This is a genomic window from Cecembia rubra (assembly GCF_003014575.1).
Classification (GTDB): Bacteria; Bacteroidota; Bacteroidia; order Cytophagales; family Cyclobacteriaceae; genus Cecembia_A; species Cecembia_A rubra.
In genome coordinates, this window is the sequence record NZ_PYGF01000005.1 from 160,489 (window position 1) to 176,155 (window position 15,667).

General features: G+C 39.8%; 16 protein-coding genes and 1 tRNA gene. 8 read left to right on the plus strand and 9 right to left on the minus strand.

Going from position 1 to position 15,667, the window contains the following annotated elements; genetic code table 11:
• Window positions 1–12 precede the first annotated feature (12 nt).
• Window positions 13–1,347 carry a 4Fe-4S dicluster domain-containing protein gene (locus CLV48_RS10840; RefSeq protein WP_106567301.1) on the minus strand — a complete coding sequence of 445 codons (1,335 nt, stop codon included), beginning with the start codon at window positions 1,345–1,347 and terminating at the stop codon, window positions 13–15.
• Between the two features lie 103 nt (window positions 1,348–1,450).
• Between CLV48_RS10840 and CLV48_RS10845 the strand changes: the two genes are divergently transcribed.
• From CLV48_RS10845 to CLV48_RS10880, 7 genes are all read left to right on the plus strand, one after another.
• Window positions 1,451–1,523: transfer RNA gene (locus CLV48_RS10845), tRNA-Phe, on the plus strand.
• Window positions 1,524–1,733: 210 nt separating this feature from the next.
• Complete coding sequence (locus CLV48_RS10850; RefSeq protein ID WP_106567302.1) at window positions 1,734–2,216, plus strand: RNA polymerase sigma factor; 483 nt, start codon at window positions 1,734–1,736, stop codon at window positions 2,214–2,216.
• Window positions 2,213–2,641 (plus strand): hypothetical protein, encoded by a 429-nt coding sequence (locus CLV48_RS10855; protein ID WP_106567303.1) that lies wholly within the window; start codon window positions 2,213–2,215, stop codon window positions 2,639–2,641. Before CLV48_RS10850 ends, CLV48_RS10855 begins: the two co-directional genes overlap by 4 nt.
• Window positions 2,642–2,644: 3 nt before the next feature.
• Window positions 2,645–3,175: a DUF4252 domain-containing protein gene (locus CLV48_RS10860; protein WP_106567304.1), complete on the plus strand. Its 531-nt coding sequence runs from the start codon at window positions 2,645–2,647 to the stop codon at window positions 3,173–3,175.
• Window positions 3,176–3,224: 49 nt separating this feature from the next.
• Complete coding sequence (locus CLV48_RS10865; RefSeq protein WP_106567305.1) at window positions 3,225–3,713, plus strand: DUF4252 domain-containing protein; 489 nt, start codon at window positions 3,225–3,227, stop codon at window positions 3,711–3,713.
• A 432-nt stretch (window positions 3,714–4,145) separates the two neighbouring features.
• A complete protein-coding gene (locus CLV48_RS10870) occupies window positions 4,146–4,730 on the plus strand; it encodes a hypothetical protein (RefSeq protein WP_106567306.1) in 585 nt (194 codons plus the stop codon).
• Between the two features lie 364 nt (window positions 4,731–5,094).
• Window positions 5,095–5,682 (plus strand): hypothetical protein, encoded by a 588-nt coding sequence (locus tag CLV48_RS10880; RefSeq protein WP_146140089.1) that lies wholly within the window; start codon window positions 5,095–5,097, stop codon window positions 5,680–5,682.
• Between the two features lie 33 nt (window positions 5,683–5,715).
• On the opposite strand, the gene CLV48_RS10885 is transcribed toward CLV48_RS10880, so the two are convergent.
• From CLV48_RS10885 to accD, 7 genes are all read right to left on the minus strand, one after another.
• Window positions 5,716–6,924, minus strand: coding sequence for a pseudouridine synthase (locus tag CLV48_RS10885; RefSeq protein WP_106567309.1), 1,209 nt, complete (start codon window positions 6,922–6,924; stop codon window positions 5,716–5,718).
• A gap of 104 nt (window positions 6,925–7,028) precedes the next feature.
• Complete coding sequence (gene murQ / locus CLV48_RS10890) at window positions 7,029–7,850, minus strand: N-acetylmuramic acid 6-phosphate etherase (protein ID WP_106567310.1); 822 nt, start codon at window positions 7,848–7,850, stop codon at window positions 7,029–7,031.
• Entirely contained in the window at window positions 7,847–8,689 is an 843-nt protein-coding gene (locus tag CLV48_RS10895) for an N-acetylglucosamine kinase (RefSeq protein ID WP_106567311.1), read from the minus strand. Before CLV48_RS10895 ends, murQ begins: the two co-directional genes overlap by 4 nt.
• Window positions 8,686–8,922, minus strand: coding sequence for a cytochrome b5 domain-containing protein (locus CLV48_RS10900; RefSeq protein ID WP_106567312.1), 237 nt, complete (start codon window positions 8,920–8,922; stop codon window positions 8,686–8,688). Before CLV48_RS10900 ends, CLV48_RS10895 begins: the two co-directional genes overlap by 4 nt.
• Window positions 8,923–10,074 (minus strand): formimidoylglutamase, encoded by a 1,152-nt coding sequence (locus tag CLV48_RS10905; protein ID WP_106567313.1) that lies wholly within the window; start codon window positions 10,072–10,074, stop codon window positions 8,923–8,925.
• An 87-nt stretch (window positions 10,075–10,161) separates the two neighbouring features.
• Window positions 10,162–11,457: an NADH:ubiquinone reductase (Na(+)-transporting) subunit F gene (gene nqrF / locus CLV48_RS10910; protein WP_106567314.1), complete on the minus strand. Its 1,296-nt coding sequence runs from the start codon at window positions 11,455–11,457 to the stop codon at window positions 10,162–10,164.
• A 140-nt stretch (window positions 11,458–11,597) separates the two neighbouring features.
• Window positions 11,598–12,440, minus strand: coding sequence for an acetyl-CoA carboxylase, carboxyltransferase subunit beta (gene accD / locus CLV48_RS10915; RefSeq protein WP_106567315.1), 843 nt, complete (start codon window positions 12,438–12,440; stop codon window positions 11,598–11,600).
• A gap of 236 nt (window positions 12,441–12,676) precedes the next feature.
• Between accD and CLV48_RS10920 the strand changes: the two genes are divergently transcribed.
• Window positions 12,677–14,308, plus strand: coding sequence for a carbon starvation CstA family protein (locus CLV48_RS10920; RefSeq protein WP_106567316.1), 1,632 nt, complete (start codon window positions 12,677–12,679; stop codon window positions 14,306–14,308).
• Between the two features lie 151 nt (window positions 14,309–14,459).
• On the opposite strand, the gene CLV48_RS10925 is transcribed toward CLV48_RS10920, so the two are convergent.
• On the minus strand, window positions 14,460–15,578 hold the full coding sequence (locus CLV48_RS10925; RefSeq protein ID WP_106567317.1) for a transporter: 1,119 nt from the start codon (window positions 15,576–15,578) through the stop codon (window positions 14,460–14,462).
• Window positions 15,579–15,667 lie beyond the last annotated feature (89 nt).

Below are 15,667 nucleotides of genomic sequence, written 5' to 3' on the forward strand. Positions count from 1 at the left end.
AATCTCTCGCATCTATTTTGCTTCTTCATTTTTTACCTGATCTGCCCAGTTGAACCTATCAGATGGGGAGAATTTCCATGGTGAGAAGGAGGTCTCCATATTCTGAAACATGGCGTTCCACTGAGCTGGAGTTCCAGACTCTTCCATTGCCACATACCTTCTCAACTGCAGGATGATGGAAAGCGGGTCGATGTTCACCGGGCAAGCTTCCACGCAGGCATTGCAAGAAGTACAGGCATTGATTTCTTCTTTGGTAATATAATCGCCCAACAAGGATTTGCCGTCTTCCAGTCCAGGCCCACCCGCATCAATGCTTTTTCCTACTTCTTCTGCACGGTCCCTTACATCCATCATGATTTTTCTGGGAGAAAGTTTCTTGCCTGTGAGATTGGCAGGACATTCGGCAGTACACCTACCGCATTCTGTGCAGCTGTAGGCATTCATCACATTGACCCAGCTGAGGTCATTGATGTCTTTGGCCCCAAAGCGGCCGATTTCAGTAGGGGTTTCAGTTCCTGCTTCCGTTGCGATGCCCAGCATCATATTGACTTCATTGGTGACTTCTGGCATGTTTTTCATTTCTCCCTTAGGCTTCAGGTTGGAATACCAGGTATTCGGGAAAGCCAGGAAAATATGCAAATGTTTGGAGTAGGTCACATATACAGCAAAGGCAAGGATACCGATGATATGGAACCACCAGGCAAAACGCTCAATAAAGACCAAAGTCACATCATTCATGCCTATAAAGAGAGGTTGCAACATACTGCTGAAGAAAAGACCGTTCAGCAGGGTGTATTTTTCCAAGCCTCTTTCTGCCAAAATCTGATCGGTGGCATTCATGGTCAAAATTGCCATCATCAGAATGATCTCGATTACCAAAATCAAGTTGGCATCCATTGCAGGCCAGCCTTTCAGTTCAGGCTTGGTAAAGCGCTCCACTTTCATCACATTTCTTCGGATCAGGAAAGCGATACAGGAGATAAGCACGGCAATGGCCAGGAATTCAAAAAAATTCATTGCTAGCCCATACGCCGAACCAAGGATTGGAGCAAATATCCTGTGGGAACCACCAAGTCCATCAATGATAAATTCCAACACTTCCAGGTTGATGATCACAAATGCTACATAAATAAGCAGATGAAGAAAGGCCGGAATAAAGTTTTTAAACATTTTCTTCTGTCCGAATGCCACCAAAAGCATGGTTTTCCAACGCTGATTTGTTTGATCGTTGCGGGTTTCTTTTTTACCCAAAAAGATATTGCGGCGAAGAAAGGATACCCTTTTGTATAAAATGTACCCCGCAACACCTAAAACCAGGATAAAAAGGATTTGAGGTAAAATGCTCATATTGTTTGTTTTAGCGTTTTTTGAATGGGTTTGTGTTAAATTTTTTATTGAAATGGTTTGCAGGAAAACTTCAAATACCTACCTTTGCAACACTTTATCAGACGGTGATGTAGCTCAGTTGGTAGAGCATCGGACTGAAAATCCGTGAGTCGGTGGTTCGAGTCCACTCATCACCACAAGCCCTGAAGCATTTCAGGGCTTTTTTTTTGCCTGAACCTGTCCAAAGTATTGTCAGAATTCCTTCCATAACTTAATTTATTGCATGCGCAAAATAATAAATAGTAGGCATGCATACTATTTATGTCTGCTAATTTAAAATCAATCTAATTTGAATTTTTTTTCCAAATTGCTGTAACATTTCTATTCTCCATGTATCATCTACCTGAATGAAGTCATTTTTTGAAGCACATATTTGGCCTTTGAAAAGCAAGCTTTACAGAATGGCCTACCTCTGGGTCAAGGACAGGGAGGCAGCCAATGATGTATTGCAACAGGTTTTTGAAAAGGCCTGGACCAAAAGAAATGACTTGCAGACTATGGAAAATCCCACAGGCTGGATGGTAAGGGCACTTAAAAACGAAAGTATGCAGCACTTTCGGGGTTCCAGGAAAATGGAGGCCATTACCGATCTAGAACTTGAGGATGAAGAGATCCAAGAGTCCGAGCCCCAGGGAGAAAGACTAAAAATGGTTTTTCGGTTTTTGGATAAGCTTCCCGAGAAACAAAAGGAGGTATTCCAATTGAGAGAAGTGGAAGGGCTGACTTACGAGGAGATTGCTGATTACCTTGAGATCAGTGTGGATCAGGTGAAGGTCAATCTGCATCGGGCCAGAAAAAGTTTAAAAGAGTACCTAATCGCGAAAAAATGAGAAATCGAATAGAAGAGCTTTTGAAGCGCTACTGGGAAGGAGAGACAAGCCTTGGGGAGGAAAGGGAGTTGAGGGATTTGCTGGCTAAGTCGGATGGCTATGATGCGGAAAAGTCTTTTTTCCTTGGGATCTCTGATTTTTCTGCAATGATGGAAATCTCCCTTGAAAATCCATCCAAAAAGTCCAAGGGGCTAGTTTCATTTTGGGGGAGAATTGCTGCCGGAATAGTCGTGTTTTTGATTGCGGGAATCAGCATTTACACCCAACATCGAAACCGTGCAGAAAAAGAAGCATATGAACAGGTGTTGCAGGCTTTTGTCCTGATCCAGGAAAATATGCAAAAGGGAACGGGGAATTTGGAAGTACTTCAAGATTTGCAATACCTCAATACCCCCAATGAATTATTCGATATTGAAACCAAATAGTATATGAAAAAAATGATCTTGCTCTTCACAATGCTACTGATTTTTTCAGGGCTTCGGGCACAGGATGATGCCATTGTGAAGTTTTTTTCGAAGTATATGGAGGACGATCGCTTTTCCAGGGTATATATCAGTCCCAAAATGATGCAGATGGCTGGAGGATTCCTGAAATCAGGTGGAGCTGAAACCGATAAGGAAGCCAAAGAGTTGGGTGAGTTGATTTCTAAAGTTAGGGGCATCCGCATCCTTAGTGCAGAAAAATTAGATGGCCATTTACTTTATAAGGAAGCTATGGGAACACTTACCAAAAACAAATATGAAGAACTTATGGATGTGGCAGAAAAGGGTTCCAATATCAAGTTTATGGTCCGTGAGGAAAATGGGAGAGTCATGGAATTGCTGATGATTTCTGGTTCTAAGGATGGCTTTACCTTGCTCAGTTTGTTGGGCAATTTCACTTATAAGGATTTGAATATTTTAGCGGATAAGACCACTATTCCGGGAATGCAGGAGTATGGTAAGGGAGGCAAAAAATAATGACTTACAAAATATCTAAGCAGTTGAACTCCATTTTAAACGTAATACTATGAAAACTTTAAGCCGATTATTATTAGTCTTTGCCATTTTGATGTTGAATCATCAATTGTTTGCCCAAAGTAAAAGTGTGGAAAACCTTTACCAAAAATATAAAGGTAATCCGGATTTTTTCCATTTTGACCTAGGTGGTAGCTTTTTGAATTTTGCCAAAAGCATGGATGTAAAACTGGATCAGGGAAAGGCCGAATCTTTAGCAAGTTCCATGGAAAGGATGAAGCTGTTTAAATTACCTACAGAGGGTCAAGCTGCCCATGCTGAATTTCAGGCTTTGAAAAGAGCCTTGGAAAAAGAAAGGTACGAACTCATGATGGAAGCATCTGAGCGAAAGAGCAGTTTCATGGTGTATACCAAAGGGACAAGGAGGATTCAGGATGTGGTGGTCTTGGTCAAAGAAGAATCCGGTGGTTTTTTGGTCCTTGAGTTCCAAGGTGATTTTGATGCAAAGACACTGGCGGATATTGGGAAGGATATCAGATGACTTGGAGTTCCATTCTATGATTCAAAGCAGCCAAAGGCTGCTTTTTTTGTTTTTTGATAGTATCTTCTATAAAACGTGGAATCGATTGCGAAATCTTTTAAATATTTGCATAAAACATTTTTATAAAAAAATATAATTTGGCTAATGCTCGAAAACCGACTTCTAGATTTTTCATGGCATCGATTCCGAAGAAATTTCGTTGGTTTTACGAATACGAAAAAATAATTTTATTTTTTTTAACGAATATTCAATAAAACAACTTTTTTGTTGAAAAATTTGCAATGAATGTTTATTGTCCCTAAGTTTGTACCGTGGTCAATGAACAATTGGCTTTTAATCCCCCCAAATAACCGGCTTCAAATTTTAACAGGGAATGCCTGATGGAGCCAACAATCATTGAAATTTCTTAAACCTATTAAACTATTTACTACTATGAGATTATTAATTGCATTAATGATCGCCTTTGGTGTGTCTTTGAACACCATGGCAGCGGGAGAGAGACCTGCAGATGTGCCGGTATCCATTAGAAAAGTGGATGAGAACAAAGTACAGTTGCTTTATGGAGCCAATCCTGAAGGGCCTGTAACAGTGAAAATCTATGACGCAAACAATTTCCTTGTTCAAAAGGACAGAATTACATCAAAGAATGCCTTTGCCAAGTATTATGATTTTTCACAGTTAAAGCCAGGTAAATACATTGTGGAGGTGGTTGATGCGCAAAACCAGGTGGAAAAGCTAACTGTCAACTTTAGCGCTGCAAATTCCCAAAAGCCTGTGGTTTATTCAAAATTGGAGAAATTGGAAGGAAATGCTTTCATATTGACTTACAACGCCTTGTTGGAGTCTGACATTTCCATTTATGTTTTTGAAAACGATAAACTGATTCATGAAGAAAGATTGGACAGTGTTTCAGCTGTTCAGAAGCTGTACAGGTTGGTTGGCGTAAGCCCAACCGCAAATGTAGAATTTGTAGTTGCTTCCAAGGACGGGTATTCTAGGTTGTTGGCAGCGAGATAAGAGAATATCAACTAAACTAAAATAACATTAAGGCCGCAGTGATGCGGCTTTTTTTTGTTTTTAACTGTTGAATGTGCCATTTATGATGAACTTAAAAAGATTTTATAATTGAATTTTGATGGCAGGAGGCCCTAAAGCCTCAATTTTTTCAAATTGGCAAAATGAAAGTTTAAATTCGGGGTTTTCAACTTTTTAATTAAGATTATATTTAAAGTTGGTATCGATAATAAAATTTTGATCGTCTATTTTCTTTAAAGAATACTTTGCAAATACCTGATAATCTTGTTGTTGGAGTTTATTAATGGGAAACCTTGCTTTCATCCTACCGTGAAAAGTTACTATAAACCAATTATCTATTACTGCCATGAGAAAATTATTAGTATGTATCATGTTGTTTGGAAGTATGGCTTATGCCACAGCTTCGGAAGAAAGAAAATCAGAAGTGCCGGTATCTTTAAAAAAGGTAGAGGAAAACAAGGTTTTATTCCGCTATAAGGCAAAGCCAGAAGGTCCAGTTACGGTGAAAATTTTTGATGAAAACAATGCATTGGTAAAAAGGCATAGGGTTTTCTATAAAAATGCTTTTGCCAAACTTTATAATTTCAATGAGATTGGTCCTGGCAATTATACCATGGAGATCCTTAATGGGCAAAGTTTAGTGGAAAGACTTTCGATTAATCTTGAAAGTCCTTCAAACAAACAGAATCACTTTGTTTCATCCAACTTAGAGACTTTGAGAGATAATGCATTTAGGTTGTCTGTAAGATCAGAAATTCCTGAAGATATCACTGTGTCAATTTTTAAGGACGGAGCATTACTGCACGAAGAAACATTGGATAATGTTCCTGGTTTGGATAAGGTATACAGAATGCTTGGGGTAAGTATACTTTCCAGAATTGATTTCTATATCAGTACTGAAAGTGGATATTTCAAGCATATACTTGCTAGGTAAATCCTATAAAAAAAGCCGCAATAGCGGCTTTTTTTATAGGAAAAACTTTAATCTGATTACTTCTTTTTCGGTCAGGAACCTATAATTACCTCTTGATAAATCTTTTTTGTCCAGACCTGCATACATGACTCTGTCCAAGCCCACTACTTCATATCCCAGTTGAGCAAAAATCCTTCTGACAATCCTGTTTCTTCCCAAATGGATTTCCAGCCCAAGTATGGTTCTGTCTTTGGACAGAACCTGCATGTCATCTACCTGCGCAAGACCATCTTCCAATTGTAGCCCTTCCAAAATTGTTTTTTCATCATTTTGGGTTAATGGCTTGTCCAAGGTCACCTGGTATATTTTCTTGATATTATTGGATGGATGGGAAAGCTTGGCAGCCAGTTCTCCATCATTGGTAAATAACAATAAGCCAGTGGTATTCCTATCCAGCCTTCCCACAGGGAATACACGTTCTTCACAGGCATTGGCAATAAGATTCATTACCGTTTTTCTTTCCATAGGATCTTCAGTAGTAGTGATGAAGTCCTTAGGTTTGTTTAGTAACAAATAAACTGGCTTTTCAGGATTGATCGGTTTTCCTTTATATGAAACCCTCTCACCTGGCTTAACTTTATACCCCATCTCTTTGATCACTTGTCCATTGACTGTGATACTGCCATTTTGGATGAGTTCATCTGCTTCCCTCCTTGAGCAAATTCCTGAATTGGAAATGTATTTGTTCAGACGGATTTCCTCTGACTTGTTTTTCTTTTTATGGTTCTGCTCAAGTTTTTCAAAATTGTATTCAGGCCTATCTTCGTTGTTATTTTTGACAAAGGGCTTTTTGAAATTTTTCTTCGGGTAGCGTGTGTCTTTGGAAAATTTATCCGAAGGAACCCATTCGTGAACGGGCTTTTCATCCTTGCCTCTTCCTCTGTAGACCTTTTTGAATTCCCCTTCGGTGCGTTTTTCATCCGAGCGTGAATTGTAAGGCTTTTGCGTACCTTGGTACTGGTCATCTTTTGAGTACCTGGATTTGTTCCCATAAGCAGGTTTGTCAAATCCCTTACTCTTCTCATATCCTTTCTCCTTATTGTATCCTTTTTTCTCGGAATTGGAGTCTTTAGAAAATTCAGTTTTTTTACCTTCTCGTTTGTCAAAAAAATCTTTCTTGGGACCGAATTTTCCAGTAGTTTTTTTTGAATCGATCCTGCCTTCTCCTTTGGATCCAGGTCTTCTGTTATTATCTTTTTTCATGTAAGTGCAGCATCTCTGCTGGATTAATTGATTCCTTTTTATCAGGGACTTAGCTGTCCTAGGCCCTAAAGGAGTACAAAGTTAGCGAAAGTATTCCGAATATTTCAGCCTTTGCTTTGGTTCTGATAGAAAGCTTCTACAGCGGCCCTCACAGAGCCATATTGAAGCAACATATTTTGGGCTTCATTGTCATCCAAACCAGTACTTTCCATAATCATTCTGGTTCCCCTGTTGACCAGTTTTTTATTGGAAAGCTGCATGTCCACCATCTTGTTTCCCTTTATCCGGCCAAGTTTGATCATGGTGGTTGTAGATATCATGTTCAAAACCAACTTCTGTGCAGTACCTGCCTTCATCCTGGTGCTTCCGGTAACAAATTCAGGTCCGACCACAACTTGAATGGGGTATTCTACTGCTCCGGCAAGTGGAGAGTTGAGGTTGCAGGTAATACATGCAGTCAATAGTCCCTTTTCCCTTGCTTCTTTTACTCCTCCAATGACATAAGGGGTTGTACCGGATGCTGCTATTCCGATAACTGTGTCATTTTCATTGAATCCAAATTGCTGAATGTCAATCCAGGCTTGATTTGGGTCATCTTCGGCATTTTCCACAGCTTTGCGGATTGCTTGATCCCCACCGGCAATAATACCAACTACCCAGTCAAAAGGTACCCCATAGGTAGGCGGACATTCTGAAGCATCAAGGATTCCTAGTCTTCCACTGGTGCCTGCCCCAATGTAAAATAACCGTCCCCCATTTTGCATTCTGGGAACAATTTGCTCCACCAATGCGGCAATTTCAGGAAGCTGTTGTTCCACAGCATAGGCTACTTTCTTATCTTCTTTGTTGATATTTTCGAGCAGGGTCGCAATGTCCATCTGGTCGAGGTTATCATAAAGTGAGCTGCTTTCTGTTGTACTTTTCATAGTAAGTTCTGGTGGTATAGGCTAAGTCCTGCTATCGGAGATTCTATGATTAAATTCACGTGAATATCTGCATCATAAGCGGCGTTACGCAGTATATCACTATTATAAAAAGCGATGGAACCTACAAAGTTCACCTTCTTCTTTTTGTAATTATCGTATTTCATTACATGCTTTTTGAAGAAATCCTGAAAAGCATTATAATAAAGCATATAACAGTAAGGTTCGCCTTTGTTTTCAGTTATAAAGCGGCAAAAACTCGCCATATATCTGCCTGGGAATGGTTTTTGGTATACGTGTTCTATAATAGATTGTGTATCCAACTGGAATTTATCCAATACTTTTTCCCTGATTTTTTTTGGCATTTCTTCATGGATAAAGTCTGCCAGAAATTTTCTTCCAATATAGGCCCCACCACCTTCATCTCCTAAAATATAACCTGGAGCTGGCCTTTTGTCAACTATAAATTCCCCATCGTAATCACAGCTATTTGATCCTGTTCCCAAGATACAGGCTATTCCGGCCTCATGCCCGCAAGTTGCTCTTGCAGCCGCCATCATGTCATGGTCGACAAGGACATCTGCATGTTTGAATACCGTCCTAAGGGCATTTTCGACCTGTTCCCGATTTTTAGCGGAAGTACATCCGGCTCCATAATAGTAAATGACTTCTACTTCGGATCTTAAATTTAATAAAAATTCATCCTGCAGATCGGATGTCATTTCTGCTGCAGTCTGATAGTTGGGATTGAACCCAATGCCCCTATGTTGGGCAATTTCACCTTCTTTATTGATCAGCCGCCAGTCTGTTTTGCTGGCTCCGCTGTCTGCAATGAGTATCATATTTTTTCTTCGAGTTTTCCCACCTGATCAAACTTCAGAAATACATTGGCTGTATGAGGGGCATCTTGAAGTTCCTCACTGAGATCTTGTCCTGCCCAATGTTCATAATGCTTTCCGTTTTTCCAGAGTCTGGATTGGCTGACATCGTAAATAATTCCTTGGTAAGCAACCCATATTTCGGGCCTATCCTGTCCATTTCTCAGGGCAAGTTGTTGTTTGGTGTAGGTTTTCATCTACATCATCTTAAGCTGTGCATTGATCCACCTTTCAGGAATTTCACCGGATTGGGCCATTTGATAATCCTGGTAGCTGCATGGGATGATGCTCGTCCTGTCAAATTTATCCTGCTCACTTTGTGGAATCTCCATCCACCATTTATCGCTTCTTTTACTTTTGTAAAATACAATAATGGAAGGTTTGGTATCCAAAGATACGGTATATTTGATATAGTCGCTTCCTTTGAATGAAAGGCTGTCTTTACGGTCATAAAATCCTTCAATAAAATACCATATCATAGTGGCTATAACCGAGGCAGTCTTATTCCTGCTGTCATCATAGTATGGCTGGTAGCCGTAAATGCCAATGGACGATAATTTTTCGTTCATTCCGGCAAACCTACAGATCTGGCATGCTTCTTCACCTGTAAGTCCAAATGGCTGGGCATCTGCTGCACCTGGGGCATCTGAAGAATTGATCGCCGAAATGTCAAAACTTAATAAATCCGCATTTCTGATGATGGGTTCAGCTTCTTTGAAATTATGGCGGAGATTGCCTAAGCGTACATGCTCAAAATACAACTTCTCCATTACATTGATGAGGTCATTATCTACCAAAAAGCTTTGATACGCCAAATGACTATAATTAAAAAGGAAATTGGGCTGGTGCAATATAATATCCTGTGAATGGACTTCAGTAGCCTGCCCTTCGTCTTCCATATCGAGTTTGGCATCAACAGTGACCATTGAGATCATTTTTTTCAAGCCTTCATATGCTAGATACTGGCCAAAGTCCAGGTCATGTGTCCCGCCAAAGAAGATTGGAAGAATTTGCTTTTTGATGAGAAATTCCCCGACCGTTTGAATATATCGGATGGATTCTTTTCTATCTTCACCCAGCTTAAGGTCTCCCAGATCTACGATTTTGTAAAGTCCATGTCCTTTCTTTAGTTGGTACAGCTTTTCTCTAATTTCCAAAGAAGCTCTCTCGAAAGTGTCATTGTTTTTCATGCCCCTTTTTTCTTTGAGACCGACCAGGGCAATTTGCATCCCTTTGATGTCAGGAAAATCCTCTCCAAAGGCATGGATATAGTTAAAAAATGAATTGTGGGTGTAAGAAAGTTGAGCAAGTGATTCCGGTATGGGATCAAAGAATGACTTAAGGTTCATAGAGTCGGTTAAAGCTGATTCCAAAATTAAAATAAAAAAACTGGAGAAAAATAAAAAGTCCCGCAATTGCGGGACTTGATTTCAATATTAACCACCGAAGTCGTCAAATCTGATGTTTTCCTGTGGGATACCCATGTCGTCCAACAGCTTCAATACCGCTGCATTCATCAATGGAGGACCGCATAGGTAATATTCGATTTCATCTGGCTCTGGATGATTTTTAAGGTAATTGTCAAACAAAACCTGGTGGATAAATCCGATATAACCGTCACCTTCGTCATCCAAAGACTGTTTGATTTTCCAATTGTCTTCAGGTAATGGTTCAGAAAGACCGATGTAGAATTTAAAGTTAGGGAAATCCTTCTCGATATTTCTGAAGTGAGGCACATAGAACAACTCTTTCTTTGATCTACCTCCGTACCAATAAGAAACTTTTCTGTCAGTTTTTTCCGTGTGGAACAGGTGGAAAATATGGGATCTTAAAGGAGCCATACCTGCACCTCCACCGATATAAATCATTTCTCTTTGTGTTGGATTAATGTGGAATTCTCCATATGGTCCTGAAATGGTTACTTTATCACCAGGTTTTCTGGAGAATACATAAGAAGAACATACACCTGGATTTACATCCATCCATTTGTTGTTTACCCTATCCCATGGTGGTGTAGCAATACGGATCGTCAACATAATAATGTTTCCTTCAGCCGGGTGGTTGGCCATAGAATAAGCCCTAAACAGCTCTTCGTCATTTCTCATGACTAAGTCCCAAAGGCCGAATTTATCCCAATCACTTTTGTAAACATCAACTGGGTGGCCCAATTCAGGATGTGGAGTGATATCCATATCCTTAAAGTTTACTGTTATTGCCGGAACGTCAATTTGAATATAACCTCCTGATTCAAAATGAAGTGTTTCTCCTTCTGGAAGTTTCACTTTGAATTCTTTGATGAAAGTTGATACGTTATAATTTGAAATAACTTCGCATTCCCACTTTTTGATACCAAAGATTTCTTCTGGAATTCTGATTTGCATATCAGATTTCACTTTAACCTGGCAGGAAAGCCTTACTTTTCCTTGTTTTTCAGCTCTGCTTAAGTGGCCTTCTTCAGTTGGGAGTACCTCGCCTCCTCCTTCTTCAATGACACACTTACACATGGCACAGGTACCGCCACCCCCACAGGCTGAGGGAAGGAAGATTTTATTGTTGCCCAAAGTGCTCAATAAGGTAGAGCCTGCAGAAGTAACAATGGTCTTTTCTCCATTGATCACAATCTTCACGTCACCTGAAGACACTAGTTTGGACTGGGCAAACAACAGAATAAAAACCAGTAGCAAAATAATCAAGGTAAATGCTACTATCGAAGTAATAATTACTGAACCCATTTATTATAAATTTTACTTTTGATTTTTCTGTCTATAGCCATTTTTTTGGCTCACAAATATATTTATAAATCAATAAAATCGGCCAAAGTTGAATTTTATTTTAACCAATGGTCGACTTAATCCATAAACGTATTTTCTGTCTAATTGTTGAGCAATCTTAGGAGTGTCGTCAATCTGTTTTTCAACTGCCTCCTGTCGATAATGAAATCGAGAAATCCGTGTTCCAGGACAAATTCTGCACTTTGAAATCCTTTTGGTAAATCCTTACCAATTGTTTCACGGATAACCCTCGGCCCCGCAAACCCAATCAATGCTCCTGGTTCGGCAATATTGAAATCACCCAGCATCGCATACGAAGCAGTGACCCCTCCGGTTGTCGGATCAGTCAATAAAGATATATAAGGTATTCCAGCTTTATCCAAAAGTGCCAGCTTGGCTGAAGTTTTTGCCATTTGCATCAAACTGAATCCAGCCTCCATCATCCTAGCTCCTCCGGATTTGGAAATCATCAAAAATGGGATTTTATGCTTAAGCGAGTAATCAATGGCACGGGCAATTTTTTCTCCGACCACAGATCCCATGGAGCCACCAATGAAATTGAAATCCATACATGCCACAACAAGCTCCAGACCGTTCATTTTTCCTACAGCTGTCCTGACGGCATCATTCAGTTCTGTTTTTTGGATTGTTTGGTCAATTCTTGCTGTGTAAGTTTTGGAGTCTACAAATTTCAGAGGATCTCCTGACTTCATTTTAGCATCTAATTCTTTAAATTGGTTATTGTCGAAAAGAATTTCAAAATATTCTTTAGAGCCAATTTTTACATGATAATCGTCATCTGGGCAAACATAGGAATTGTTCTTTAATTCCCTGGTATGGATAATATTGCCTTTAGGGGTTTTGAACCACAACCCATCCGGAGCATCTTTTTTCTCTTCCGTAGAGGTTTTGATTCCTTTGTCTGTTCTTTTAAACCAAGCCATATTTATATGTTTAGTTCCGAAATTCTCATTTCAGGGACTACAAATTTATAGGTATTCTCCATTAAATAAAATTTGGCACTGGTCTTAGTCCCAATTTCGGCTCTGCTTTAAAGTGAAAAACTACTGTTACTTCATTTGCACCTGAGAAAATATTTAGATTCTTACCTAATTCCTGAAATTATCATTGGTATTTTGGTGAAATTAAAGGAAATTTCCATGCTTAATTCCAATTTGATATGGCTCTGTCCTCATTATTGCTTCTGTCCGGTATTATCTTATTTACCGCTTATTTTACCTATGGAAAATATGTTTATAATAAATTTGGACTTACTGATAAAAGAAAAGCACCTTCCCATGCATTTAAGGATGGCGTTGATTACGTTCCCAGTAAACCTATTGTGGTGCTCGGCCATCATTTTGCTTCCATTGCCGGAGCCGGCCCCATAGTAGGTCCGATTATCGCAGTAACCTTTGGATGGATTCCAGCTGTGATCTGGATTTTGTTGGGGGGAATATTTTTCGGTGCAGTACATGATTTGGGAAGTATGGCTGCCTCTTTGAGGAATCAAGGAAAATCAATAGGCGTGATCATCCAGAACAATATTGGACAAAAAGGCAAGCAGTTGTTCATCCTTTTTAGCTTTTCTACTTTGATCTTAATCATTGGGGTATTCGCGGATATTATCGCAAAAACTTTTGTCAACAACGCAGGAGTGGCATCAGCCTCTATTCTTTTCATCATATTGGCAGTAGCTTTTGGTTTTGTCAGCAGGGTAGTAGGGAACAGCAGGATAGCTTTTGTGATAATTTCTGTCATCGGAGTGGTGTTGATGTATTACTTTGTCTATTTGGGGATGCAGCTTCCCTTTGAACTGGATTACCAGACTTGGGTATATGTTCTGTTAGCCTATGCATTTGTAGCATCAGTAACTCCTGTCTCCATGCTGCTGCAGCCTAGGGATTACCTCAATAGTTTTCTGCTGTATGGATTGATCATTTCCGCTGTCATAGGTGTTTTCATCGCCAATCCAGAGATCAAAATGGATACAGACATTTATGTAAATTCTGAAAATCTGGGTTATCTGTTTCCAGTACTTTTTGTAACCATTGCCTGTGGGGCTATCAGTGGCTTTCATTCTTTGGTAGCCTCGGGGACTACTTCCAAGCAGTTGGATAGGGAAAGTGATGCCAAAATGGTAGGATTCGGAGGGATGTTAATTGAATCTTTCCTGGCCATTATTTCTGTGGGTGCAGTGATAGTGTTGAGCAGAAGTGAGTACTTAGGCAGACTTGGAGAGGAAGGTCCTGTACCCCTTTTTGCCAGTGGTTTGGGGAGTATGATTTCCTCTATGGGAATTTCAGAGAATTTTGCGGTAGGATTTGTGGCATTGACTGTCTCTGCTTTTGCGCTGACCACTTTGGATACCTGTACCCGTTTGGCAAGATTTACCTTGCAGGAGTATTTTGAAGATGTAAAGCATCCTTTGGGAGCAAAGGTTTCCCAGAATAGGTACCTTTCCACTACCGTGGTAGTGATATTGTCAATTCTGCTTCTGGCTTCAGGAGGTTTCAGTACCCTTTGGCCTATTTTTGGTTCTGCCAATCAACTCTTGGCTGCCTTGGCTTTGCTGACCGTGGCAGTTTGGTTGATGAGGCAAAAGATTAATGCCACCTTCGTAACTATACCCATGTTTTTTATGTTTACTGTTACCCTGACTTCCTTGGGGCTTTTTGCCTGGAACAATTTCAAAAGTGAGGTCTATGTCTTGGCGGTTATTGCTGCTTTATTGTTTCTGCTGTCTATATCTTTGATTGTTTTGGCTTCAAAAAGTTTGAAGAAGGAAATCAAAACACCAGTCGAGGTTTAAAATTATATTTTATTCCTCCTAGGAGGCAAGATATTGACTTGTATTAGGTCTTATATACAAAGAAATAACTACTGGGTTTTCTTATTCGTCAGCTTGAGGAAATTATAAAAAATGAAATGGCTGCCTGATTTCAGGCAGCCATTTTATGGTTTTAAAAACTTTTGAACAGGTCGCTTTCTTTTTTGGATATTCTCCAAGCCAATGATAAGTTGACCAAATAGTCCGCGAAAGCTGCATCTCCATGGATTTTGTTGTCTGGATTAGAATCCAAAATATCCGTTAGACTTCTAGTTCTGTTTCTCAACAATGCGATTGGCACAGTCAAACCTAAAGTGAAATCTTTGACCATGTAGCTCGCGCCTGGTTCGGCAGAAACAATATATCCAGGTCTTCTGAAACCTTCACTTTTTCCAATAATATCCCTAACGGGAACCCCTTCAATTCTTCCTCCAAAGCTTAGTGCCAAGCCATGAGCCGATCCTATGGGTTTAAATAATCCGGCTCTTAAGGCAAATTGATCTGGAACACTCATGATTGCTTCGCTTTCTCTCCTTCGGAATGTTTGTACACCGTTAGTGTTTCTGGGATTCAACATGTAGAAACCATCATAATACAAAAAGGTGGTTTTTCCTAAGTTCCAAATCCCCTGGCCATTGATGACAATACCAAATCCTCCATCGCCAAGCTGTATGGACTGATCTACAGGTCTTATTTCAGACCCACCATTTGGGCCCACATTGTAAAACCTGCTTGTCGCCTTGTAATTTCCAGTTGGGATTTTCAGCCCTGCGCCAATGGCCATATTTCCTTTTGGGCTGTTTTCTCCTGAAAAAAGCCAGTAACCTCCCCCTATAATCAGATCAGTCAATCCTTGGGAATACGTGGTATGCCTTTCAGTTCTTCCATGTTCATACAATGAACTTCTTTCGTTATATGCATATGGAACAGAAAGGACTCCAAATACCCTCTCGCTGAAAGCATAACTGATATTTAGGTCAACCAAATGTGTCCAGTTGATGACTTCAGTATTGTTGGTAAGTCTGTCTGGTTCTTCTTGGGTACCCCTAAAATGCCTGAAAGATTTAAAGTAACGGTAATTCGCACTTATGTTCAGTTCTCCTTTTTCAAGTATATTTCCTTGTCCGACTGCATTTCCAATTCCAGAGAATTGTCTGATGGCAACACAACCTTGAGCAATTAGGTCCTGAGACAAAAACAAGCCTATCAGTGTTATATAAATATATTTTTGGCATCTAATAAAATTTTTCATAATCCCAATTGTTTAGTGGGTTGTTTAATGATTTTTCAAACTGAAATGGCGGCCCAGAACTTAAGGCAGTCCAATCAAGTCTAAATAGA